Source organism: Geothrix sp. SG200 (assembly GCF_022808935.1).
Classification (GTDB): Bacteria; Acidobacteriota; Holophagae; order Holophagales; family Holophagaceae; genus Geothrix; species Geothrix alkalitolerans.
Genome location: NZ_JAKZFR010000001.1, coordinates 369,616 through 393,490 on the forward strand (window position 1 = coordinate 369,616; position 23,875 = coordinate 393,490).

At 68.2% G+C, this 23,875-nt stretch carries 21 protein-coding genes; 7 read left to right on the plus strand and 14 right to left on the minus strand.

Annotated features, from left to right (window positions below; genetic code table 11):
• Positions 1-19 precede the first annotated feature (19 nt).
• On the plus strand, positions 20-2,026 hold the full coding sequence (locus ML539_RS01685; protein WP_243320051.1) for a FecR family protein: 2,007 nt from the start codon (positions 20-22) through the stop codon (positions 2,024-2,026).
• Between the two features lie 64 nt (positions 2,027-2,090).
• Here ML539_RS01685 and ML539_RS01690 read toward each other — a convergent pair whose 3' ends face one another.
• Entirely contained in the window at positions 2,091-3,875 is a 1,785-nt protein-coding gene (locus tag ML539_RS01690) for an acyl-CoA dehydrogenase family protein (protein ID WP_243294297.1), read from the minus strand.
• 223 nt (positions 3,876-4,098) lie between these two features.
• On the opposite strand from ML539_RS01690, the gene ML539_RS01695 reads away from it, so the two are divergent.
• A complete protein-coding gene (locus ML539_RS01695; RefSeq protein WP_243320053.1) occupies positions 4,099-4,791 on the plus strand; it encodes a class I SAM-dependent methyltransferase in 693 nt (230 codons plus the stop codon).
• A gap of 16 nt (positions 4,792-4,807) precedes the next feature.
• Here ML539_RS01695 and ML539_RS01700 read toward each other — a convergent pair whose 3' ends face one another.
• The 9 genes from ML539_RS01700 to pyrR all read right to left on the minus strand — a co-directional run bounded on the left by ML539_RS01700 (position 4,808) and on the right by pyrR (position 13,568).
• On the minus strand, positions 4,808-6,553 hold the full coding sequence (locus ML539_RS01700) for an acyl-CoA dehydrogenase family protein (RefSeq protein WP_243320066.1): 1,746 nt from the start codon (positions 6,551-6,553) through the stop codon (positions 4,808-4,810).
• Between the two features lie 82 nt (positions 6,554-6,635).
• Positions 6,636-7,184 (minus strand): ATP-binding protein, encoded by a 549-nt coding sequence (locus ML539_RS01705; RefSeq protein WP_243320068.1) that lies wholly within the window; start codon positions 7,182-7,184, stop codon positions 6,636-6,638.
• Positions 7,185-7,454: 270 nt separating this feature from the next.
• Positions 7,455-9,068: a PAS domain S-box protein gene (locus ML539_RS01710; RefSeq protein WP_243320070.1), complete on the minus strand. Its 1,614-nt coding sequence runs from the start codon at positions 9,066-9,068 to the stop codon at positions 7,455-7,457.
• 9 nt (positions 9,069-9,077) lie between these two features.
• Positions 9,078-10,601, minus strand: a complete 1,524-nt coding sequence (gene gpmI / locus ML539_RS01715) for a 2,3-bisphosphoglycerate-independent phosphoglycerate mutase (protein ID WP_243320072.1) — start codon at positions 10,599-10,601, stop codon at positions 9,078-9,080.
• A gap of 49 nt (positions 10,602-10,650) precedes the next feature.
• Entirely contained in the window at positions 10,651-11,040 is a 390-nt protein-coding gene (locus tag ML539_RS01720) for a GxxExxY protein (protein WP_243320074.1), read from the minus strand.
• Positions 11,041-11,054: 14 nt separating this feature from the next.
• Positions 11,055-11,561 (minus strand): ORF6N domain-containing protein, encoded by a 507-nt coding sequence (locus ML539_RS01725; RefSeq protein WP_243320076.1) that lies wholly within the window; start codon positions 11,559-11,561, stop codon positions 11,055-11,057.
• Between the two features lie 2 nt (positions 11,562-11,563).
• Positions 11,564-12,070: an ORF6N domain-containing protein gene (locus ML539_RS01730; protein ID WP_347710728.1), complete on the minus strand. Its 507-nt coding sequence runs from the start codon at positions 12,068-12,070 to the stop codon at positions 11,564-11,566.
• Complete coding sequence (locus tag ML539_RS01735) at positions 12,067-13,026, minus strand: aspartate carbamoyltransferase catalytic subunit (RefSeq protein WP_243320080.1); 960 nt, start codon at positions 13,024-13,026, stop codon at positions 12,067-12,069. Before ML539_RS01735 ends, ML539_RS01730 begins: the two co-directional genes overlap by 4 nt.
• Positions 13,026-13,568 (minus strand): bifunctional pyr operon transcriptional regulator/uracil phosphoribosyltransferase PyrR, encoded by a 543-nt coding sequence (pyrR, locus tag ML539_RS01740; protein ID WP_243320082.1) that lies wholly within the window; start codon positions 13,566-13,568, stop codon positions 13,026-13,028. The genes ML539_RS01735 and pyrR overlap by 1 nt, the downstream gene beginning before the upstream one ends.
• Before the next feature lie 168 nt (positions 13,569-13,736).
• On the opposite strand from pyrR, the gene ML539_RS01745 reads away from it, so the two are divergent.
• Positions 13,737-14,093: a response regulator gene (locus ML539_RS01745; RefSeq protein ID WP_243320084.1), complete on the plus strand. Its 357-nt coding sequence runs from the start codon at positions 13,737-13,739 to the stop codon at positions 14,091-14,093.
• Positions 14,094-14,151: 58 nt separating this feature from the next.
• A complete protein-coding gene (asnS, locus tag ML539_RS01750) occupies positions 14,152-15,453 on the plus strand; it encodes an asparagine--tRNA ligase (RefSeq protein WP_243320086.1) in 1,302 nt (433 codons plus the stop codon).
• Between the two features lie 230 nt (positions 15,454-15,683).
• On the opposite strand, the gene ML539_RS01755 is transcribed toward asnS, so the two are convergent.
• The gene (locus tag ML539_RS01755) at positions 15,684-16,808 is read right to left on the minus strand and encodes a hypothetical protein (protein WP_243320088.1); all 1,125 of its coding nucleotides are present in this window, start codon (positions 16,806-16,808) and stop codon (positions 15,684-15,686) included.
• A 154-nt stretch (positions 16,809-16,962) separates the two neighbouring features.
• The gene (locus ML539_RS01760) at positions 16,963-17,232 is read right to left on the minus strand and encodes a DUF493 family protein (protein ID WP_243320090.1); all 270 of its coding nucleotides are present in this window, start codon (positions 17,230-17,232) and stop codon (positions 16,963-16,965) included.
• A 66-nt stretch (positions 17,233-17,298) separates the two neighbouring features.
• Here ML539_RS01760 and ML539_RS01765 point away from each other — a divergent pair, with 66 nt between their 5' ends.
• Positions 17,299-18,735, plus strand: a complete 1,437-nt coding sequence (locus ML539_RS01765) for an aminotransferase class V-fold PLP-dependent enzyme (protein WP_243320092.1) — start codon at positions 17,299-17,301, stop codon at positions 18,733-18,735.
• Positions 18,736-18,779: 44 nt separating this feature from the next.
• Here ML539_RS01765 and ML539_RS01770 read toward each other — a convergent pair whose 3' ends face one another.
• Both ML539_RS01770 and ML539_RS01775 read right to left on the minus strand, forming a co-directional pair.
• Entirely contained in the window at positions 18,780-19,055 is a 276-nt protein-coding gene (locus tag ML539_RS01770; RefSeq protein WP_243286548.1) for an HU family DNA-binding protein, read from the minus strand.
• Between the two features lie 49 nt (positions 19,056-19,104).
• Positions 19,105-20,346, minus strand: coding sequence for a type IV pilus twitching motility protein PilT (locus ML539_RS01775; RefSeq protein WP_243320094.1), 1,242 nt, complete (start codon positions 20,344-20,346; stop codon positions 19,105-19,107).
• A 142-nt stretch (positions 20,347-20,488) separates the two neighbouring features.
• Between ML539_RS01775 and typA the strand changes: the two genes are divergently transcribed.
• Positions 20,489-22,315, plus strand: coding sequence for a translational GTPase TypA (typA, locus tag ML539_RS01780; RefSeq protein WP_243320096.1), 1,827 nt, complete (start codon positions 20,489-20,491; stop codon positions 22,313-22,315).
• A 135-nt stretch (positions 22,316-22,450) separates the two neighbouring features.
• Entirely contained in the window at positions 22,451-23,860 is a 1,410-nt protein-coding gene (locus ML539_RS01785; RefSeq protein WP_243320097.1) for a hypothetical protein, read from the plus strand.
• Positions 23,861-23,875 lie beyond the last annotated feature (15 nt).

A 23,875-nucleotide genomic window follows, 5' to 3' on the forward strand; every position in this document is an offset into this window, starting at 1 on the left:
CCAATCCAGCGGAGGTCCCATGAACGCGTCCTTCACCCATTCACGTTACGCCGCGGCCCTGTTGCTTCCCGCTGCCCTCCTCAGCGCCGCTCCCCAGGCCGCCAATCAGAACCCGGCGGACGATGAAACCTACCAGGGCGAGGCTCCAGAACGCTATGCCATGGTTCGGGCCCTGGAGGGCGAAGTCCGCATCCGCAAGGGCGACGTGGACGAGACCCTGAGCCGCGGCACACCCGTCGGAGAGGGCGATGTCGTGGAAAGCCGCGGTCGTGGCGTTCTGCAACTGGGCGATGGCACCCGGATCGCCTTCGGCGGCGCCACCCGGTTCACCGTCGCGGCCCTCTTCACCGACCGGAAGGGCGAGAAGCAAGTCCTGCTGCGCCTGGACTACGGCCGGATGAGGGTGCTGCTGGGCGGCCATTCCGATGCGCGATTCCGGGTGGACACGCCTTCGGGCACGGCCACCTGCTTCGACAGCGGATCCTTCACCATCGAGGCCGAGCGTGACAAGGTGGTGCGGCTCAAGGTCCACAGCGGCCGCGTCTCCTTCGCCAACGAGCGGGACGAGAACCGGATCGCCGCCGGCGAGCGCCTCACCGTCTACAGCCCCCAGGACCGCCTGGACCGCATTCGCGACTTCAACACCTACGATGGCGACGACTTCGACCGCTGGAGCGAGCGGGCCGTGGTCATCCGGCGCGGCGAAAGCTGGGACCGGGTGCCCCCGGAGATCCGCTACTACGCAGACGAGCTGGACGACCATGGCCGCTGGGTCCACTCCGACGAGTTCGGCTGGGTCTGGCAGCCGGCCGGCGTGGCCGAAGACTGGCGTCCCTACTACGATGGCCGCTGGGCGCCCTACTCCGGCGGCATGACCTGGGTCTCCGACGAGCCCTGGGCCTATGTGGCCTATCACCACGGCCGCTGGCACTGGAGCCTCGGCGTGGGCTGGTTCTGGATCCCCGGCATCTACTACAGCCCCGCCTGGGTGGCCTGGAACTACACGCCCGGCTACTACGGCTGGGCGCCCCTGGGCTACTACAACACCCCCTGCCACTGGGGTTATGGCGCCTGGGGCGGCGGCTACGCGTGGAACGTGGTGTCCGTGAACTACATCAATGTCGTGAACGTCCGCGGGCGCATCTACTCCGACGCCAATGTCCTCCGGACCTTCAACGGTCCCACCGGCAGCACCACCTGGACCGGCGGCGGCCGCGACCTGACCCCTCCCTGGCGCCGCTCTCCGCTGGTGGTCTCGCCGACCGAGTTCCGCAACCCGTCCCAGATCCAGCCGGTCTTCCAGCGCGACGTGAACCGCCAGCGCCTCGCGGCCTATGAGCGCCAGGCCCAGGCCGCCACCGGCCGGACCATCATCCGCCGGGAACTCCCCCCCGCCGCGGCCGGAGCCAGGCCCGGCACCCCGGGGACGCCGGGAGCAGCCGTCACCCGCGTGCCCTTCGAGGATCGCGGCCGGAGGGTCCAGCAGGGGGCCGATCGTCCCGCCGCCTCCCCCCGCGGACGGGGCTTCGAGGACCGGCCGAGGGACCGCGCACGCGAGCTGCCCGCGACCCAGGACCGCAAGGCTGAACCCGCTCCCCGGGAACGCGGCGCGGATCCCCGCGGACGCATCGAGGATCGGCGCCAGGAGTCCGTCACGCGGGAACGCCCCGTGGAGCCCCGGTCCCGCGTGGAGGATCGGCGCCAGGAACCCCAGCCCCGGGAGTCCCAGCCTCGGGAGTCCCAGCCCCGGGAACGCGGCTACGAGTCCCGGCCTTCCGCCCCGGACCGACGCCTGGAAGCCGCCCCCCGGGAGCGCCCCGTGGAGCCGCGGCAGCGGATCGAGCGCGAAGAGCGCCGCCCGGACCCTTCGCCTCGGCCCGCAGAGCGGGAATACCGCCCCGCGCCGCGGGTCGATCCGCCCCGCGAAGAGCGCCGAGAGTCGGCTCCCGAGTCCCGACCCACCCAGGCGCCCTCCCGGCCCTCCGGCGGTGAAGGACGGGGCGGCGGCCGCGAGATCCGGCGCTGAACTGATTCCCTGAATGCAGAATGGGCCCCGTCGGGGCCCATTCCGTGTCTGCCGTCACGCAGAATCAGATCACTTCGACGGGGTAGCAGCCCTTCTGGATCAGTTCCGAGGCGATGCGGCCGCGCAGGCGGGCGCTGCTGGTGGGGTGGAACTCGGTGAAGGCCTTCACGCCGGCCAGGGCGTGGCGAAGGGCCTCGCCCTCGACCACGTCCGCGCAGAGCATGCGGGCGTCGCCGTGGACCTTGTGCCAGCTCTCGTTCACGTAGAGCTCGGTCATGTCGCGGGCGATCTGGGCCCAGCGGTGGCCGGACTCCACCATGCGCTCGGCGCGCACCACGGCGCTCTCCATGGCGTAGATCTCCATGAGCATGTTGCTCATGCGGGCCATGACCTCCTGGTTGTCCACGAGCTTCTGGCCCAGCACCTGCACCGCCAGGCCCGCGGCCAGCATGCACTGGCGCTTGCTGAGCTCCACGCCGTGCTTCAGGCGGGCGAGGGGGCCCGTGAAGCTCTCGGCCTTGATCGGGTTGGAGATCTCCTTGGCCACCTGCTGGCCGAACTGCATGAGCGGCAGCTCACCCTTCATGGCGCGCTTGAGCAGCGTGCCGGCGATGAGGAGGCGGTTGATCTCGTTGGTGCCCTCGAAGATGCGGTTGATGCGGCAGTCGCGCTGGGCCTTCTCGGGCGGGTACTCGGCGCTGAAGCCGTAGCCGCCGAAGGCCTGCACGGCCTCGTCCGCCACGTTGAACAGGGCCTCGCTGGCCCACACCTTCGAGATGCTGCACTCGATGGCGTACTCGTCGATGGCGGCCATCTTGTCGGCGCCGGCCGTGGGGCTGTCCCAGCTGGTGGCGTGGAGGGCGTCGTCGAGGTAGCCGATGGTGCGGAAGTTCAGGGCCTCGGCCACGAAGATCTTGGTGGCCATATCCGCGAGCTTCTGCTGGATGAGCCCGAAGGAGTTGATGGGCTTGCCGAACTGCTGGCGCTCGCCGGTGTACTTGATCGTGTATTCCAGGATGCGCTTCATGCCGCCCTGGCTGCCCACGCCCAGCTTGAACCGGCCGATGTTCAGGATGCCGAAGGCGATCTTGTGGCCCTTGCCGATCTCGCCCAGCAGGCGGTCCTTGGGGATGCGGCAGTTCTCCAGGATGACGGTGCGGGTGGAGCTGCCCTTGATGCCCATCTTCTTCTCTTCGGCGCCCGTGCTCACGCCGGGGTCCGTCTTCTCGACGATGAAGGCGCTGAAGTCCTTGCCGTCCACCTTGGCGAAGATCACGAAGACATCCGCGAAGCCGGCGTTGGTGATCCACATCTTGGTGCCGTTCAGCACCCAGGTGTCCCCGTCCAGCACGGCCGTGGCCTTCGCGCCGAGCGCGTCGGAGCCGCTGCCGGCTTCCGTCAGCGCGTAGGCGGCCAGCCACTCACCCGTGGCCAGCTTGGGCAGGTAAGCCTTCTTCTGGGCCTCGGTGCCGAAGTAGACGATGGGCAGGGTGCCGATGCCGGTGTTGGCGCTGTAGCTCACGGCGAAGCTGCCCTGCTTGCTCATCTCCTCGAGCACGAGCATGGCCGTGCGCTTGTCCACGTCCATGCCTTCGTAGGCCTCGGGGATCTCCAGGCCCAGGAGGCCCAGCTCGCCGGCCTTCTTCATGAGCTCGATGGTGAGGGGGAGGTCGAGCTTGTCGATGGCCTCGTCCTTGGGGATGACCTCGCCTTCGATGAAGTCCCGGGCGGCCCGGGCGAACTCCTTGGCGTCATCGCCGAACTCCTCGGCGGTGAACTGGGGCAGCGCCCCGATGGGGGTCAGCAGGAAACTGCCTCCCTTGACCTGCTCTGCAGCGGCGGTGCTCATCTCTGTCCTCCAGATTGGGTAGGGATCACGATGGGGGTCCCCGTGGCTCTTGGCTAGCCTCTACCTTCGGTCAACGCCCTCTGGGGGGACCGCCTGCTCGCTCTGCTCGCGAGTCCTCCCGGACCCCTCGTGCCGACGCCAGGCTGGGCCTGACGCCGGTACCACGGGATATACCTCCGGTAGGTCTCCTCTCTGGTTCAATGGAATGACCCCTGGAGGTTGAATGCCGGAAGGCCGTCACGTGCAGCAGATGTTTTCGGCCATCGCCGGGAAGTACGACCTCCTGAACCATGTGCTCTCGGGCGGCGTGGACTTCTGGTGGTGGTGGCGCATGGCCCGCCGCGCCGGGGCCGCGCCCGGGAAGCGCTTCTTGGACGTGGCCGCGGGCACCGGGGATTCCAGCGTGGCCCTGGCCCGCCGCGGCGCCGAGGTGGTGAGCACGGACTTCACCCACGCCATGCTGCGCCTGGGGCCCGCCAAGTTCCAGCGCAAGGGCCTGGCGGACCGCATCTGGGCCTCCAGCGACGCGGATGCCCAGCGGCTGCCCTTCAAGGACGCCACCTTCGACGGCATCACCATCTGCTACGGCATCCGCAACGTGGAGGCGCGGCCCCTGGCCTATGCGGAGTTCCTGCGGGTGCTGAAGCCCGGTGGCCAGCTCACCATCCTGGAGTTCAGCACTCCGGTGGTTCCGGGCCTGAAGGCGCTCTACGACTGGTACAGCCTCCGGGTGCTGCCCCGCATCGGCGCATGGATCAGCGGCGACGCCTCGGCCTACACCTACCTTCCCGAGAGCATCCGGGGCTTCCCGGATCAGCGGGCCCTGGCCTCCGAGCTAGGGACTGCGGGGTTCCGCGAGGTCGGCTGGACGAACCTCACGGGCGGCATCGCCGCCCTGCACACCGGGATCAAGTAGCTGATTGGCCGGCCGATCAGCCGATGGGATACCGCCCCTGATCCATGAGGGCCAGGGCGATGCGGTTCCGCAGGACGGAGAGCGGCGCCGGGGCCGGGGCGCGCATGGCCAGCAGCTCGTCCATGAGGGCGTCCAGGGCCGCTCCGGCGGCCAGCTCGCCGGCCAGCATGCGGGCCTCGGACTGAACCCGGTTCCAGGCCTCCTGAGCGTAGACCTCGGCCAGGTCCCTGGCCAGGGCGGCCCAGCGGTGGCCGCTGGCGGCCATCTTCCCGGCGCGCACGGCGGCGGACTCCATGGCGTAGAGCTCCAGAAGGAGGTTGCTGATGTGGGCCGCGGCCTCCTGGTTGTCGAGGATCTTCGGTCCGTGCTCCGCCTGGGCGCGGGCGATCACGCGGAGAGCCCGGGCCTTGGCCAGGGCCACGGTGGCCAGCAGGCCGTCCTCCGGCACCTGGGCGGGGGCCGTCCCGGCCTCCACCAGGGGCAGGCCGTCCGTGCCACTGCAGCGCTTGAGGAAGGTCTGGGCGATGAGCAGACGGTTGATCTCGTTGGTGCCCTCGAAGATGCGGTTGATGCGGCAGTCGCGGTAGATCTTCTCGGCCGGGTACTCGGCGCTGAAGCCGGCGCCGCCGAAGGTCTGCAGGGCGTCGTCGGCGGTGGCGAAGAGGGCCTCGCTGCCCCACACCTTGGCCATGGAGGCTTCCATGGCGTACTCCTCGATGGCCTTCATCTTGTCGGCGCCGCCGGTCTCGCTCTCCCAGCTCGTGTGGCCCAGGGCCTCGTCCAGGTAGCCGATGGTGCGGAAGTTCATGCTCTCGCCCACGAAGATCCGCACGGCCATGTTGGCCAGCTTCTGCTGGATGAGGCCGAAGGCCGTGAGGGGTTTGCCGAACTGGGTGCGCTCTCCGGCGTACTTCAGGGTGTATTCGAGCACGCGCTTGCCGGCCCCGGCGGAGCTGGCGCCCAGCTTGAAGCGGCCCACGTTCAGGATGCCGAAGGCGATGCGGGCGCCCTTGCCCTTGCCGCCCAGGATCCGGTCCTCGGGGATGCGGCAGTTGTCGAGGATGACCGTGCGGGTGGAGCTTCCCTTGATCCCGAGCTTCTTCTCCTCGGCGCCGGTGCTCACGCCAGGATCGGCGCGCTCCACGATGAACGCGCTGAGGTGGGTGCCGTTGACCTTGGCGAAGACCACGAAGACATCCGCGAAGCCGGCGTTGGTGATCCAGGCCTTGGTTCCGTTCAGCACCCAGTGGCCGTCCTCCAGCACGGCGGTGGCCTTGGCGCCCAGCGCGTCGGAGCCGCTGCCGGCCTCGGTCAGGGCGTAGGCCGCCACCCACTCGCCGCTGGCGAGCTTCGGCAGGTACTTCGCCTTCTGCTCGTGGTTCCCGAAGTAGACGATGGGCAGGGTGCCGATGCTGGTGTGGGCGCCGTAGCTGGTGGAGAAGCTGGCCTGCTTGGCCATCTCCTCCAGCACCAGGAGGGCGGTCTTCTTCTCCAGGTCCAGGCCCCCGTAGGCCTCGGGGATCTCGATGCCCAGGATGCCCAGCTCGCCGGCCTTGCGCAGCAGCTCGCGGTTCAGGTCGAGGTCGAGATGGTCGATCGCCTCGTCCCGGGGCATGACTTCGCCGCTGACGAAGTCGCGGGCGGCCTCGGCGATGGCGAGCGCCTCCTCGCTGCTCTCCTCGGGCGTGAACTGGGGCAGGGCGCCCGCGGGGTGGAACATGAAGCTGGCGCCGCGCACGGACAGGATGCTGGTCTCGGCCATAACGGACCTCCCGACCTCCTGATCATCTACCCGGAGTCAGGCTCCCTCCAGAGGGGAGTGGGGGACCTGGGTCACATTCTGGCTAAAGCAGCCGTTTCTGGCCCTTGGGGTGGCTCAGGACGACCTCCTTGACCCGGTGGATCCAGCCCGGCCGGTCCTTGGGATCCAGGCGCTCGAAGGGGATGGACCGTTCCTCCAGGAGCTTGTCCACCAGCTTGTCGATGGCCTCGGCGAAGAAAGTGTCCGTGTCCCGCACGCCGTCCGCCGCCAGGTGCCCTGAGAACGGCACCTTGAAGAGCAGGTCGTAGCCCTTCATCCAGTGGTGCATGAAGCGCTCGATGGGCAGCTGGCGGCCGAAGGCCAGCATCATGTAGGCGTAGTTGTCGAGCACGCTTCGGTCGCACACCACCACGTCATGCTGGCTGGCGGAACGGATCTCCTCGGCCATCTGGGTGAAGAAGATCCAGGTCTGCGCCTCGAGGGAGGTCTTCTGGTTGATGGGCAGGGGCGAGAGGCGCGCCACCTCCTTCACGATGTCCACATGGACCCCGTCCCGCTTGAGGGCCGCGGCCAGCTCATAGCAGAGCGTGGTCTTGCCCACGCCGTGCGTGCCGATGAAGGCGATCTTCACTCGGCACCTCCGGTGCCTCGCCCTTCGGGCTTCGCCTTCGGCAAAGTGGCCCTCCATGTATCGGCCAGCGCACCGCGCTGTCCTCCCACGCGCTCGCGCTCGTGGACATGGAGCCTTTGCTGTCGCTGCATGCTCACTCGGCACCTCCGGTGCCTCGCCCTTCGGGCTTCGCCTTCGGCAAAGTGGCCCTCCATGTATCGGCGAGCGCACCGCGCAGTCCTCCTGCTCGCTGGCGCTCGTGGACATGGAGCCTTCGCTGTCGCTCCGTGCTCATGATCCGTCCCCTTCCGTCCTCTGGGCACGGAGTGCCTGCATTTCATCCCTGAGCTTCTGGGCGCAGTCGGGGCAGACGCCGTGGGTGAAGGTGGCTTCCGTGTGCTCGGAAAGGTAGGTCTCGATCTGGCTCCAGTAGCCGTGGTCGTCTCGGACCTTCTTGCAGCTGCTGCAGATGGGGAGCATGCCGCTGAGCTGCTTCACGTCGGCCAGCGCCTGGGTCAGCCCTTCGATCAGCCGCTCCCGCTCCGCCTCCATGCGCCGGCGTTCCGTGATGTCGCGGGTGACGCCCTGGAAGCCCAGCAGGCGTCCATCCTCGCCCCAGACGATCCGCCACTGCGCTTCGACCTGGATCTCCCGGCCATCCCTGCGCCTCACGGTCGCCTGCATCAGGTCATCCTCGAAGGGTTGGGACCCCGGGGGGAGCTGGTGGGCCCGGGCCATGCGCTCCCGCACGATTTCGCTGCCCTTCCGGGAAAGGGCTCGCTCCTCGGGACCGAGGGCCATGAATTCTTCGGGGGTCCAACCCCGCTGGCGGAGGATGGAGGGGCTGATGTAGGTGAGCCGCCCCTCGGGGTCCATGGACCAGATGACATCCCCGAGGTTCTCGGCCAGCAACCGGTACTTGGCCTCCTGGGCGGCCAGCTGGGCTTGATCCTCCATCTGGCGGATCCAGGAGGAGCGGGCCTGCCAGCCCAGGGCCAGGGTGAGGGCGGCCAGGCCGAGGACCGCCGCGGCGGCGAAGGCCGCCTGGTGGCGCCAGGTCCGGAGGTACTCGGACTGGGCCAGGCCCACGAGGATGTAGAACACGGGCCGGCCGGTCTTCCGCATGACGTAGGTCCGGTGCACGCCATCCAGGACCGACCGCTCGCTGAAGTGGAAGGTGCTGTTCCCTGCCTGCACGGCCCGCAGGTAGGTTCCCTGGATCCGAGTCGTGCCGGTCATCCGCTGTTGGCCCTCGAAGTCCGGGTACCGGGCCAGGAGGCTGAGATCCTGGCCCCGCAGGGACACGGATCCGTGCCGGCCCACATCCAGGTGGGACATGGTCCGGGCCAGCTGCTCCGTGGGGAGCATGGCGAAGACCCCGCCCGCGAACCGCCCATCGGCGCGGACCATCCGGCGGGCCAGGACGATGACCCAGGCTCCCGAGGGCCCCCGGACGGGCCGCGAGATGGCCAACTCATCCCCGGCCAGTGCCTTGAGCTGGGCGAAGAAAGGCTGGTCCCCCACGTTTCCGGGGGCCTGGACCGGGGCGGCCTGCAGGACCCGGCCGGTGGCATCCGCCACCTGCAGGGAGGTCAGCAGGCCCACCCGCCGGAACTGGGTCTGGACGAGGGCTCCGATCCGGTGGTGGCCCGGGTCCTGGTGGGCTTCGTCCTGGATGGACTGGAGGGTCAGGTCGATCCGGTGGACCGTGTCCTCCACGTTGTCCTCCAGGACCTCAGCCAGGTTCTGCGTCGCGGCCTCCGCGCGCTCCACGTAATGCCGGTGACTCAGGACCAGCAGCCACGCCGCGGTGAAGGCGGCCAGGAGGTTGAACAGGACCAGCAGTGCCCCCACGCCCTTGATGAAGGTGGACGGGCTGAGCCTGGGGCGGGGCCGGTCGGTCATGCGATCTCGTCAGAACAGGCTCGCGCCGTCCATGGCCTGGGGCTGGGGCAGACCGAAGAGCTTCAGGAGGGTGGGGGCCACGTCGCTGAGGGCGCCTCCGGCTCGCAGCTGGAAGGCCTCGAAGCCCCGGGCCACGAGGACCGCGGGGACCGGATTCAGGGTGTGCGAGGTGTGGGGATTGCCGCCTTCGTCTCGCATGCACTCGCAGTTGCCGTGGTCGGCGGTGATGAAGAGGGCGCCGCCCATGGCCAGGGTGGCGTCGGCGATGCGGCCCACGGCGGCGTCCACGGCCTCGCAGGCGGTCACGGCGGCTTTCAGGTCCCCGGTGTGGCCGATCATGTCGGGGTTGGCCAGGTTGCAGACCAGGAACCGGTACTCGCGGGAGCGGATGGCGGATTCGAGGCCCTGGCTCACGTCGGCCAGGCTCATCTCGGGCTGCAGGTCGTAGGTGGCCACCTTGGGGGAGGGCACCAGGCGGCGCTCCTCGGCCTCGAAGGGCGCCTCCCGGCCGCCGTTGAAGAAGTAGGTGACGTGGGCGTACTTCTCGGTTTCGGCCGTGCGGAACTGCTTCCAGCCCTGGGCGGAGATGAGCTCGCCCAGGATGTGCTCCAGGCTCTGGGGCGGGTAGGCCACGGAGACGTAGGGATCCAGCTCGATGTCGTAAGCCGTGAAGGTGACCAGCCTCACCGCCGGCCGGTGCTTCGGCGCGAAGCCCTTGAAGTCCGGATGCACCAGGGCATGGCACATCTGGCGGGCCCGGTCGGCGCGGAAGTTGAACCACAGCACGCCGTCCCCATCGGCGATGGGGTGGAAGGCGGCGAGCTTGGTGGGGGCCACGAACTCGTCCGTCTCGCCGCGGGCGTAGGCGGCCTGGATGGCGGCCAGGGCGTCCGGCGCGGCCTGGGGGGCCTCGCCGTCCACGTAGAGCTTCCAGGCCTGCTCCGTGCGCTCCCAGCGCTTGTCCCGGTCCATGGCCGTGTAGCGCCCGCAGACGGAGCCGATCGTCACCAGCGGCGTGTTCCGCAGCTGGAAGGCCAGCCACTGGAGGTAGCCGTCGGCGCTCTTCTGGCCCGTGTCCCGGCCGTCCGTGATGGCGTGGATGGTGGTGGGCACGCCCTCGGCCTGGGCCCACTGGGCCAGCGCCACGAGGTGGTTCTGGTGGCTGTGCACGCCGCCGTCGCTCACGAGGCCCATGAGGTGGAGCCGCTTCCCGGAGGCCTTCAGCCCCGCCAGCAGGGCCCCCATGGCCGCATTCTCCCGGAAGGTTCCCCGCCGGATGGCCGCGTCGATGCGGGTCAGCTCCTGCCATACCACGCGGCCCGCGCCCAGGTTCATGTGCCCCACCTCCGAGTTGCCGAACTGCCCGTCGGGCAGGCCCACGGCCTCGCCGCTGGTGAAGAGCTGGGTGGTGGCGTAGGCCTTCCGCAGCGCGTTGAAGCGCGGCATGGCGGCGACGAAGGTGGCGTCGAAGGCGTTCCGGGGTCCATCGCCGAAGCCGTCGAGGATGAGGAGGGTGATGGGGCCGGGGATCATGAATGCCTTTGGAACGCGAAGGGCGCGAAGGGGGCGAAGAAGGCGAATCCTACTCTGGAACTTGATGGACGACGCGTTCCCATTCCAGTTTCGGATGGGATCCAAAATTGATCAGAAGCCCAACGTGGAGCCCCGTGGCCTTCAGGTAGTTCACCACCTGGGCTCGCTCCAGCAGACCGAGCTTGGCGACGGCCTTGAGCTCCACGATCAGGACGCCTCCGACGACCAAATCCGCCTGGAATCGTTTGGACAGGGGCTTTCCCCGGTACATGATCTCCAGGCTCACTTCGCGTTCAAAGGGGATGTCCCTGGCCTCAAGCTCCCGCGCCAACGCCTCAGCGTAGACCGATTCCAGGAACCCGGCCCCTAGGTGCCGATGGACATCGATCGCGGCCCCGATCACCGCGAAAACCTCGTCCTTGAGAGCCAGATCCTTCATTCGCGTCCTTCGCTCTATTTGCGCTCTTCGCGTTCTGTTTTCCCGCGCTGCCCGGACTTCAGCCCATGGGGCAGGTCTTCTTCGTTGACGAAGCCGATGGGGCGCTGCTTCGGGGCGCCCTCCACCTCCTCGCCCTGGATGACCTTGATGAGCGTATCCAGCTTCTGCTCCAGGGCCGTGACGCGCAAGGACAGCTCCGCCTGGGCCGTGATCACGTGCCGGGCCTCGGCGAAGGCGGGCAGGAGCTTGAGCAGGGCCGGCTCGTGTCCGGGCACCAGGCCTGTCAGCAGGGCGGCTCCGGCCTCGGTGAAGGCCAGCACGGGGGCATCCGGGATGCGCTGGCGCTCCTCGGCGGTCAGGTGGAAGACCAGGGCCTCGGGGAAGCGGTCGGGCTGGGCGGTCACCAGGGCCGCGAGGGCCTTGGCCTCCAGCCCCAGCTGGTCTGCCAGGGCCTGGTCGGGGAGGGCCGCGGCATCGCGGACCCAGAGCAGGCGGGAGAGGATCTCGACGGGGGCGGCCATGGTCACTTCCTCGGACGGAAGCCGATGGGCTTCTTGGCTGGGACGGGTGGCTCCATCAAGTCCCGGATCGCTTCAAATACCACCCGGAACTGGCCATCATACTTGCGTTCCTGGGCTTCGAGCTTTCTGGCGAGATCGGCATGGGAAGCCAGAATGCCCCGGAGGCGCGTGAAGGCTCGCATGATCTCGATGTTCACGGCGATGGCCTGGTCGCTGTTGAGAACGCTCGAAAGCATGGCAATGCCATGTTCGGTGAATGCGTAGGGAGCCGTTCTGCGACCGCCCCAGGCACTTGAGATCACCGTTTGTGATCTCAAGTCGGCCCATTCCTCCCCATCAAGCTGGAACATGAAGTCGGCCGGAAATCGCCTGGCGTTGCGTTTGACGGCCTGGACGAGGGCCCGGGTCTCTACACCGTAGAGGGCCGCCAGGTCCGCATCGAGCATGACCCGCTCCTTTCGGAACAGGTGGATGGAATGGAAGATGCGCTCCGCCGGGAGGGCGCTCACGGCACCTGCTCGCCGTGGGGGTGGGACAGCAGGTAGAGCACGGCCATGCGGACCGGCACGCCGTTGGTGACCTGATCCAGGATCAGGTTGTTGGGGCCGTCGGCCACGTCGCTGGTGATCTCCAGGCCGCGGTTGATGGGGCCGGGGTGCAGCACCACCACGTTCTTCTTCGCGCGCTTCATGCGCGCCGGGTTGAGCTGGAAGAAGCGGCTGTACTCGCCCTGGCCAGGGATGTAGGCGCCAGTGCCGCGCTCGAACTGGGCCCGAAGCATCATGATGGCGTCCTGCTCGGGGATCACGGAATCGAAGTCATGGCTGATCCGGATGCCGGGCCAGGTGGCGGCCATCTCCTGGGGCACCAGCGTGGGGGGGCCGACGAGCGTCACCTTGGCGCCCATGCGGGTGAGGAGCCAGAGGTTGGAGCGTACCACGCGGCTGTTGCGGATGTCGCCCACGATGGCCACCCGCAGGCCCTCCAGGCCTCCGAAGTGCTTCCGCAGTGTGTAGGCGTCCAGCAGGGCCTGGGTGGGGTGCTCGTGGGCCCCGTCCCCGGCGTTCACGATGCTGGCCTTCATGTGCCGGGACAGGAGGGCGTGGGCCCCGGGGGCGCTGTGGCGCATGACGATGAGGTCCGGGTGCATGGCCTCCAGGTTCATGGCCGTGTCGATGAGCGTCTCGCCCTTGTTCAGGCTGCTGGTGTCGGCGTCGAAGTTGATGATCTCCGCCGAGAGGCGCTTCTCCGCGATCTCGAAGCTGTTGCGGGTGCGGGTGCTGTTCTCGAAGAAGAGGTTCACCACCAGCTTCTTGCGCAGGGCGGGCACGATCTTGATGCTGGGGCGCTCGCAGACCTCCTCGAAGGCCCGGGCCTGGTCCAGGATCGCCGTGATGTCCTGGGGGCTGAGGGGCTCGATGCCCAGCAGGTGCTTGTGGGGGAAGACGTAGCGTTCGGACGTCATCAGCAGGCCTCCACGGTCACGCCGTCTTCACCATCGATTTCCTTCAGCCGCACGGCCACGCGATGGCCCGGCGGCACCTCCACCCGCAGGCCCGCGAGATCGGCCTGGATGGGCAGCTCCCGACCGCTGCGGTCCGCCAGCACCAGCAGCATCACCCGCCGGGGGCGGCCGTGGTCCAGCAGGGCGTCGAGGGCGGCGCGCACCGTGCGACCCGTGTAGAGCACATCATCCACCAGCACCACCGTGCGCTCCTTCAGGGTGAAGGGGATCTCCGTGGGCCGGACGATGGGGCTGCCCACCATCTCGGTGAGGTCGTCCCGGTAGAGGGTGATGTCCAGGGCGCCCACGGGCACCTCGGCCCCGGTGGCGGTGCGGAGGTGGGTGGCCAGGCGCTCGGCCAGGGGCAGGCCCCGGGAGCGGATGCCCAGGAGGACGACCTCCTCCCCGGGCCGCAGGTGGGCCAGCAGTTCCTCGGCCAGGCGCCGGAGGGTGGCTTCCAATTGGCCGGGGTCCATGGGGCAGGGGCCTTGGGCTTCGGGCATGGAACCTCCGGGGTGCGCCCCCGCGGGGCGCGCGCACGGGACCCAGTCTATCCCAGCCCGGTCCCGGACCGGGGGCCGCCGGGGCCAGAATTGACGACGTTCCAAACCCCCATGATTGGGAGACAATGCCCGGAGCGCCCCGGGCGCCAACCCTTCCCTGGAGCCCCCGTGAAGATCCTCGTGGTGGATGACTCCCCGACGATGCGCCGCATCATCATCGGCAACCTCGTCCGCATGGGCCACCCGGACGTGGTGGAGGGCGAAAACGGCCGGTCCGGGCTGGAGCAGCTGGACCGGGGCGGGGTGGATCTCATCATCACCGACTGGGACATGCCGGAGATGGACGGGATCGCGTTCGCTAGGGCCGTGCGGAGCCGGGGCGCCACCATGCCCATCCTCATGGTCACCACCCACGCCGCCACCCAGGACATCGTCCAGGCCCTCGAGGCCGGCGTGAGCACCTACGTGGTGAAGCCGTTCACGCAGGAATCGCTCAAGGAGAAGATCGACTCCTTGTTGGGATAGGACCCTGGAGCCGGCTCCTTTCCCCGGGCACAATAGAGGTTTAGGCCCAGGAGCCCCCGTGACCAGCCAGCCCTTCACCGAAGTCCGATTCCTCGCCGGCCAGGTCGGCGAGACCGTCCGGCTGCGGGGCTGGGTCCGCAATGCCCGCACCAGCAAGACCCGCTTCATCGAGCTGCGGGACGGCTCCGGCTTCGTCCAGTGCGTCGTCGGCGCCGCAGAGGCGGACCCCGAGAGCTACGAGTTGGCCGGGAAGCTCACCCAGGAATCGGCCATCACGGTGACGGGCGTGGTGCAGCAGCACCCCAAGACCGGCCAGCCGGAGCTGCTGGTGAAGTCGCTGGAACTCGTCGGCGGCAGCGTGGACTTCCCCATCACCCCCAAGGAGCACGGCACCGAGTTCCTCATGGAGAACCGGCACCTCTGGCTGCGCAGCAAGCGCCAGTGGGCCATCCTCCGCATCCGCCACACCCTGGTGAAGGGCATCCGCGACTTCTTCGACGGCGACGGCTTCACGCTGCTGGACGCGCCCATCCTCACGCCAAGCGCCTGCGAGGGCACCAGCACGCTCTTCGGCACCGAGTACTTCCATGAGGGCATGGCCTTCCTCAGCCAGTCCGGCCAGCTCTACCAGGAGCCGGGCATCGCGGCCTTCGGCAAGACCTACTGCTTCGGCCCCACCTTCCGGGCCGAGAAGAGCAAGACCCGGCGGCACCTCACGGAATTCTGGATGGTGGAGCCCGAAGTGGCCTTCGCCCACCTGGACGATGTCATGGCGCTCGGCGAGCGCATGACCAAGTTCCTGATCCAGCGCGTGCTGGAGGGCCGCCAGGAGGAGCTGAAGATCCTCGAGCGCGACACGGCGCCCCTGGAGACCGCCCTCAACACCACCTTCGACCGCATGACCTACACCGAGGCCGTTGAGAAGCTGAAGGCTCTGGGCAGCGACATCAACTGGGGCGAGGATTTCGGCAACGACGACGAGACCATCCTCATGAACGCCACGGACAAGCCCCTCTGGGTGCACCGCTTCCCCAAGGCCTTCAAGGCCTTCTACATGGAGCCCGACCCCCAGGATCCCCGCCTGGCCCTGGGCGCCGACCTGCTGGCCCCCGAGGGCTACGGCGAGGTCATCGGCGGCGGCGAGCGCGCCTCCAGCCTCCAGTACCTCCTGGACCAGATCGAGCACGAGGGCCTAAGCCGTGCGGACTACGAGTGGTATCTCGATGTCCGCAAGTACGGCAGCGTCCCCCACGCCGGCTTCGGCATGGGCCTCGAGCGCGCCGTGGCGTGGATCTGCAAGCTGCCGCATGTGAGGGAGACCATTCCGTATCCCCGCATGATGGGCACACTCAGGCCGTAGCGCTCGGTCACGACACCGCTCCCGCTGCGCGATCGCGGGCGGCAGCCTCCGCAGGGCTGCGCCCTGCTCCGACTCGGGCCGGCGGGGCCCCGCGCCGCGGGTCCGGGAGACAATCCCGTACTCCTGCATGATGGAGACGTTGCGGCCGTAGTTTCGCCGAAGATTCGATTCCTACGCGCGGGCGCAGCCCGCGCGTAGGAATCGAAAACCGCTGTGGGGTTTTCGTGGCCTTAGTGGATCTTCGTCTTCGGAGATGGGGGCTGGGGCTTGGCAGGTTTAGCAGTTGTGCTAGGAGCTTTGGCGAGGGCTTTTTTGAGACTCTCCATCGGGACCAGTCGATTGGCCACACTGCTCCAGCACCAACGCTCCAAGGATTTTTGAGAGGGGGGAGTCAGATTGATGGTCAGGTTTGGATCGTCAGGAACCAGCATGATGGCGCCGACCTTTTCGATGACGGGACGTGAACCGTCTGAAAACGCGAATTGCTTTTCCTCTTCAACGTCCAAGGATTTGTAGATGAAGGCCATCTGGCTACCGCCCTGGATGGGCAGGAAATAGCATTGGGCTGAAGTGCTGGGATGCTCCACCGTCGAAATGAAGATGTCTTTTCCAGATGGCTTGGCGCGCTCGATGTCCTGGTCGAGGGATTCATCCGTGAGGAGAGGCCAAGGAACCCGGAACCGCCTGAGGGTATGGGAATCCAGATCGTAGCCGCAGAGATCCCCTGACATCGGGAAATAGGCGTAGGCCATGCGATCGTCGAGGCCCGTCACGCAGGCTTTCCAGAACAACTCCGGGAACCGCTTCTGGATAGGGCACGCATCCAGAAGATCGAGGGTCCCGCCGGTCAGGGTGCCCGCCAGGTGATAGCGCCCCTTGACTGGGTCGAAGACACCGAAGAGGAGGAAGCTGTCCTCGTCCATGACCTCGAAATGAGCGGCCCGGACTTCCAGGCGGTGCAGGAGCTTCCAGGAACGGGACTCAGGGTCGAAACGGTACAGTTCGGAGAGACGTTGCTCTGGCAGGTGCCCCCGCTCCGGTCTGAGGAACCACCAGGCACCCCGGCGATATTTGATGAAACCCGCCCAGCCGTCGAGCAGGGCGGGAGGATGGAAGGTGGATTCGGTGAGAACTTCAGACTGGAGGGTGAACGATTTATTCGAGGCCCCATCTCGAAAATGGATGCTATTTCCCTCCCTCCAGGTTTCCATAAAGGGCTGAGCCGCGACATCACCACGTGAATGGATGAAGACGCGTGGCATAGCGGGCTTGGTGTTGTCTGAAATACCTTTTGCGGCCAAGGATAGGAATGGCAGGATCGCAAGGAAAACATAGAAAGGATGCATGATAAGCATGGGCTTAATCCTTCTCTGCCACGGCAGCGACGATCGTAGCCCGGAGCCCCTATCGAACTGCCAGTTTCCGCTGAACGGTAGCAATCAGCCCTCTGAACGGGCATACCTTCCCCGAGCGCCTACGAAAATCGCGCAGCGATTTTGCCTCCTCGCCCTACAGCTGCATCACCACCCCTGGCAGCTTCTGGATCGCCTCCCGCAGCGGGGTCTCTGCCTGGGCATGCGGCAGGGTGACCCAGAAGGTGTAGCTGATGAAGGCGCCCTTGCAGTTGGCGGTGTGCTGCTCGTCGCCGTCGGCCTGGGGGCCGAGGTGGGCGAGGATCAGTTCCATGACCATGTCGGGGCGCAGCTCTTCCTGGCGCCCGATGATCTTCATGGGGATGCGGGTGGGGTAGGTGATGTCGGGGCGGCGGCAAACTTCCATGCCCTCCATCTTACCGTTTGCTAGGCTGAAGGGTCCGGCCCGCTCCGGACGCCCGGAGGGCCGACCGTGCTGGACCGTCTGAAGGATCTCGAATCTCTGTCCCGAGGCCTGGACCCCGGGCCGGAGGCGCGGGTGGCGCTGTGGGAGGCCACGCACGGCTACGCGGAGGGGTTCCTGCGGGCCCTGCCGGAGGCTCCGGCCTTCGTACAGCGGGATCGGCCCGGAGCGGGCCTGGCGGACTTCCCCATCCCCGAGGCGGGGCGCCCCTTCCCCCAGGTGCTGGGTGCCCTGGCCGAGCATGTGGATGGCGTGGGGGCCAACGGGGCCTCCGGCCGCCATCTGGCGTTCATCCCGCCCTCCGCCCTCTTCACGGGAGCCCTGGGCGACCTGCTGGCGGCCCTCACCAACCGCTACGCGGCCTATTTCTTCGCCGGGCCCGGGGCGGTGCGCATGGAGAACCAGGTCCTCGGCTGGCTGGCCCGGGAGATGGGCCTGCCCGAGGGCAGCTCGGGCAACCTGGCCGCGGGGGGCAGCATGGCCCACCTCATCGGGATCTGCACCGCCCGGGAGGCTGCGGGCCTCAAGGCGGCGGATTACCCGAAGGCCTGTGTGTATCTGTCGGACCAGGCCCACCACTGCCTCGTGAAGGCCCTCCGGGTGGCCGGCATGGGCGAGGCGCCCGTGCGGGAGATCCCCACGGATGTCGACTTCCGCCTGCGCCCGGAGGCGCTGGAGGCGGCGATCCAGGCGGATCTGCGGGCAGGTCTGCGCCCCTGGCTCCTGGTTCCCACTGCCGGCACCACCAACACCGGGGCGGTGGACCCCCTGGAGGCCTGCGCCGACCTGGCCGCCCGCCACGGCCTGTGGCTCCACACGGACGGGGCCTACGGGGCCTCCTTCGCCCTGACGGACCTGGGGAAGGCCGCCCTCCGGGGGCTGGAGCGCAGCGACAGCCTGGTGCTGGACCCCCACAAGGGCCTCTTCGCGCCCCTGGGCCTGGGGACCCTGCTGACACGGCACCTGGAGCCCCTGCGGCGAGCCCACGCCTTCGAGGCGGACTACCTGCCCTCGCCGCCGGAGGACCTGGAAGAGCTGAGCCCCTCGGAAACCACCCTGGAGTTCAGCAAGCACGCCCGGGCCCTGCGCCTCTGGCTGCCCCTCCAGGTGCATGGCGTGGCGGCCTTCCGGGCCGCCCTGGAGGAGAAGCTGCTTCTGGCCCGCCACGCCTACGGGCGCCTCCAGGAGATGCCCGGCGTGGATCCGGGACCCGCGCCCCAGCTGAGCGTCCTGGCCTTCCGGTTCCTGCCCAGGACCGGCGATCCGGACGCCTTCAATCAGGCCCTGCTCCAGCGCCTGACGGCCGAGGGCCGGGTCTTCCTCAGCGGCACCAAGCTGAACGGCGCCTTCCACCTGCGCCTGGCCATCCTCGCCGCGCGCACACACCAGGACCAGGTGGACGAAGCCCTGGACCGCCTCCAATCGGAAGCGGCCAAGTTCGCCTGATCACCGCCTTTTTTACCGAGCAACGCGCCAGCGTGGTGCGCAGGCTACCCGACCTCGATCTCCCGCAGGTCCTTCCCGGGCTTGAAGCGGATGCTCTTGCCCTTGGGGATCTGGACGCTGGCGCCGGTCTTGATGTTCCGGCCCATGCCGCGCTTGCGGGGGCGGGGCTCGAAGACGCCGAAGCCCCGGATCTCGATGCGGTGCCCGTTCAGGAGGGCATCCTTGAGGCGCTCCGTGAGGAGGTCCACCACCTGGAGGGCGGTGGCGCGGGAGCAGGGATGCACCTTCATCAGCGAATTGGCGATGTCGATCTTGATCATCGGCGACCTCGGTTCGGGGGTGGGAGAGCCAGGATAAGGGGAAGGGCGGTCAGCGTGCCAGGGTGATTTTCACGTCGGTGCCCGGAGGCATGGCCATGGGCATGCCCGGGGCGGGGGGCTGGACCTGGGGCGCGGCCGACGGGGCGCCGGATTCCCGGCCTCCGCCCTGGGCGATGGACATGCCGCGTTCCATGTTGGCCCGGGCCATGTCCGCCGTGGCCATGACGCCTTCGAGGCGCAGCTTGAACTCGCCCACGTTGGTGGCACGCAGCAGGGCCTCCTCCTCGGTGATGAGACCCTGGCGCAGCAGGAAGTAGAGACTCTGGTCGAAGGTCTGCATGCCGTACTGGGCCGTGCCCGCCGCGATGACATCCTTCAGCATCTTGGTCTTGTCCTTGTCCTCGATGCAGGTGCGCACGGTTTCCGTGGCCACCATGACCTCCACGGCGGGCACGCGGCCCTGGCCGTCGGCCCGGGGCACCAGGCGCTGGGAGATGATGCCCTTGAGCACGGCCGCCATCTGGAGGCGGATCTGCTTCTGGTGGTGGGGCGGGAACACGGAGATCACGCGGTTGATGGTCTCGGTGGCGTCCAGGGTGTGCAGGGTGCTGAAGACCAGGTGGCCGGTCTCGGCGGCGTGCAGGGCCGTCTCGATGGTCTCCAGGTCGCGCATCTCGCCCACGAGGATCACGTCCGGGTCCTGGCGGAGGGCGGCGCGCAGGGCCGTGGCGAAGGTCTTGCAGTCCGCCTCCACCTCGCGCTGGTTCACGATGCTGAGGTTGTCCCGGTGCAGGTACTCGATGGGGTCCTCGATGGTGAGGATGTGCTCGGACCGCGTGGCGTTGATCAGGTCGATCATGGCGGCGAGGGTCGTGGACTTGCCCGAGCCGGTGGTGCCCGTCACCAGCACCAGGCCGCGCTGCTCCTGGCAGATGGTCTTGAGGACCTTGGGGAGCATCAGGTCGTCGATGGTGTAGATCTTCCGGGGGATCACGCGGAGGACGAGGCCGACGGTGCCGCGCTGGTTGAAGATGTTGCAGCGGAAGCGGCCGAGGCTCGGCACCGAATAGGCGATGTCGAGGTCGAGGTTCTCCTTGAACTTCGCCTTCTGCTTGTCGCTGGCCATGATGGCGTAGGCCATGGCGATGGTGTCCTCCTGCACCAGGCGCTTGAACTGCGTCATGGGCGTGAGTTTTCCCTTGATGCGGGCGATGGGGTGGTTGCCGACCTTGAGGTGGAGGTCGCTGGCGCCCTGCTCGCAGACCACGGTGAGCAGTTCGTTGATATGCATGGGGTTCTCCCGGTGAGGGTCCGCTTATCTTAGACCCCTGGCGCGACAATGGAAGGGGTTGCAATCAGGGCTCGGAAATCAGCCTCGCGTCTGGTAAAATCAAAGGTTCTGCCTGGCTTGTGCCCGGGCTGCCGGGAGCCAGATGACCTCGCTCGAGAAGATCCGCAACATCGCCATCATCGCCCACGTCGACCATGGCAAGACCACCCTCGTGGACGCCCTGTTCAAGGGCGCCCACATGTTCCGGGACAACCAGCGGGTTCAGGAACGGGCCATGGACAGCAACGACCAGGAGCGCGAGCGCGGCATCACCATCCTGGCCAAGACGACCTCCCTGCACTGGGGCGGCTACCGCTTCAACATCGTGGACACGCCCGGCCACGCCGACTTCGGCGGCGAGGTGGAGCGCGTGCTCTCCATGGTGGATTCGGTCCTGCTGGTGGTGGACGCCTTCGACGGCCCCATGCCCCAGACCAAGTTCGTGACCCGCAAGGCCCTGGCGCTCGGTTTGCGCCCGATTGTCGTCATCAACAAGGTGGATCGCCCCGGCGCCCGCCCGCTCTGGTCCCAGGACCAGGTCTTCGACCTGCTCATCGAGCTGGGCGCCACGGAGGAGCAGCTGGACTTCCCCTGCGTCTTCGCCAGCGCCAAGCAGGGCTACGCCATGCTGGACATGAACGATGCCAGCGAGAACCTGGACCCGCTCTTCGACACCATCGTCAAGCACTGCCCCCATCCCAAGGGCAGCCCTGACGCGCCCCTCCAGATGCTCGTCACCCTCATGGACTGGAGCGACTTCGTCGGCCAGATCGGCATCGGCCGCATCGTGAACGGCCGCATCAAGGTGGGCGAGACCGTGGGGGTGGTGAAGCGCGACGGTAGCGTCCAGCAGCACAAGGTCACCCAGCTCTATGGCTTCGAGGGCCTGTCCCGAATCCAGCAGACGGAGGCCAGCGCCGGCGAGATCGTGGCTCTGGCGGGCATCCCCGACATCCGTGTGGGCGAGACCATCGCCGACGCCGCGAGCCCCGTGGCCCTGACTTACGTGGACATCGACGAGCCCACCATCTCCATGATGTTCATGGTGAACGCCGGGCCCTTCGCGGGCCAGGACGGCAAGCACGTGCAGAGCCGCCGCATCCGCGAGCGCCTCCAGAAGGAGCTGCAGCACAATGTGGCCCTGCGCGTGGAGGACACCGACAGCCCCGATTCCTTCAAGGTGAGCGGCCGCGGCGAGCTGCACCTCTCCGTGCTCATCGAGACCATGCGCCGTGAGGGCTTCGAGCTCTGCGTGAGCCGCCCCGAGGTGATCCTCCACACGGACCCCGAGACCGGCGAGAAGCTGGAGCCCTACGAGGACGTCACCATCGACATCCCCGAGGCCTTCATGGGCGTGGTGATGGAGCACATGGGCAACCGCAAGGCCGAGATGCAGGACATGGGCAACGAGGGCGGTCGCCTGCGCCTGCACTTCAAGATCCCCAGCCGCGGCCTCATCGGCTTCCGCAGCGAGTTCATGACCGACACCCGCGGCGAGGGCATCCTCCACAGCCTCTTCAGCCACTACGGCCCCTACAAGGGCGAGCTGCCGGGCCGCAAGAACGGCGTGCTCATCAGCATGGAGTCGTGCGAGGCCGTGGGTTTCGCGCTCATGAACCTGGAGGAGCGCGGCGTCATCTTCATCCACCCGAACACCCGCTGCTACGAGGGCATGATCGTGGGCGAGCACGCCCGCGAGAACGACCTGGTGGTGAACGTGGCCAAGGGCAAGAAGCTGTCCAACATGCGCGCCAGCGGCAGCGACGAGGCCACCCGCCTCACCCCGCCCCGGGAGCACACCCTGGAGCAGGCCCTGGAGTACATCGAGGCCGACGAGCTGGTGGAGGTCACCCCCAACTTCATCCGCATGCGCAAGCGCGTGCTGGACACCAACGAAAGAAAGAAGTCGGAAAAGCGCACCGAGGCCTGAGGCCAGGCACTCCAAGCGCCCCGGGGCTTGAGTCCCGGGGCGCTTCGCGTATATGCTCCAGGGCTCATCCCTTTATTCTTGGAGCGCGGCTGAGGGGCAAACCCCTTTAAGTACGTTCTGGCCCGGAGGTTCCCCATGCGCCTCGTTGCCGCCTTCCTCGGTCTGGCCCTCTCCACCCTTGGGTTTGCCCAGGATCTGCCCATGCCCATCCTGGCCAAGGCCGATCCCCAGATGGTCTACCCCCAGTCCGCCGGCTGGCTGGATGCCTACGGCCGCGTGGTGATCACCCTCACGGGCGCCAACCTCGCGCCGCCGGACGGCGACCTCGGGCATCCCGCCGGGCCCGAGGGCGGCTACCAGCACATCTTCGTGCGGGGCGTCTCGCCCGGCGGCGACCGGGCCACCGCCTGGGTGCCCGCGGTCTGGGAGAACGGCGCCCGGGTGCTGGGCGCCTGCGCGAGCACGGTCATCCTGCTGGCGGTGGATCCCGGGCGCTTCCTCAGCGAGCCGGGCAGCCACCTCCAGGTGAAGCTCTGGGTGTCGGCCGGCGCGGACGGGGCGAGCGACCCCAGCGGGTCCCACCAGCTGAGCAGCCCCTGGTCCGCCATCAAGACCATCGACGTGGCGCCCGCCGGCGCCGTGAAGCCGGTGACGACGCCCCCGCCCAGCGCGCCGGCGGCGCTCACGCGCATCGTCCCCTCCGACATCCAGATCGGGGCGTCCCAGCCCTCTTTCCGGCTGAAGATCTACGGCACCCACCTGAGCCCCAACGCGCTGAAGGTGGTCTTCAACGGCGATCGGGGCGGCGCGGTGCCCGCGGAGGACCGCGTCCACTACTACGACGATGACGGCAGCTTCACGAAGGGGGGCGAGGGCCTCATCCACGTGACCATCCCGGAGCGCTACCGCCTGGCCAGGCCCGGCCAGCTCCGGATCGCCGTGATGGACGACAGCGGCGCCACCCCGGAGAAGGTGGTCACCTTCATCCTCCCGGTCCGCACCTCGGCCCGGCCCGCGGTCCCCGCCCTCTCCCAGACGGGCGCGGCGATCGCCGCCCGGTCGGCCGCTCCTGGAGCCCAGGCCGGGACCGCGAATCCGGGCGCCGCGATCCCAGGGATCATCGGCCCTGGGCCGCAGATCACGCGCCTGAATCCGATGGAGTTGAAGGTGGGCGACCGGGCCGCGGCCTTCCGCATCCGGATCTACGCCAGGCACCTGGGGCCGGAGGTGCCGAAGGTGGTGTTCAACGGAGAAGAGGCCCTGGCCATCCCCGCCGAGGATGCGGGCCGGACGGCGGACGACGATGGCGCCAGCCTCCAGGCGGGCGAGAAGGTGCTGCACGTCACGATCCCGGACCGCTACCGCCGCGCCATGCCCGGCCCCCTGTCCCTGAGCCTGCTGGCGGGGAAGGCGAAGAGCGCCCCGGCCCAGATCCTGTTCAAGGGTCCAGAGCCGGTCCAGTCGGTGCGACCCCTCGCCCCGGCGTTGCGTCCCGCGCCGGCCCCCGCGCCGCCTCCCCTGGCGGCGCCCACCATCCGCCGCTGATCCCAGTGCCGGCTG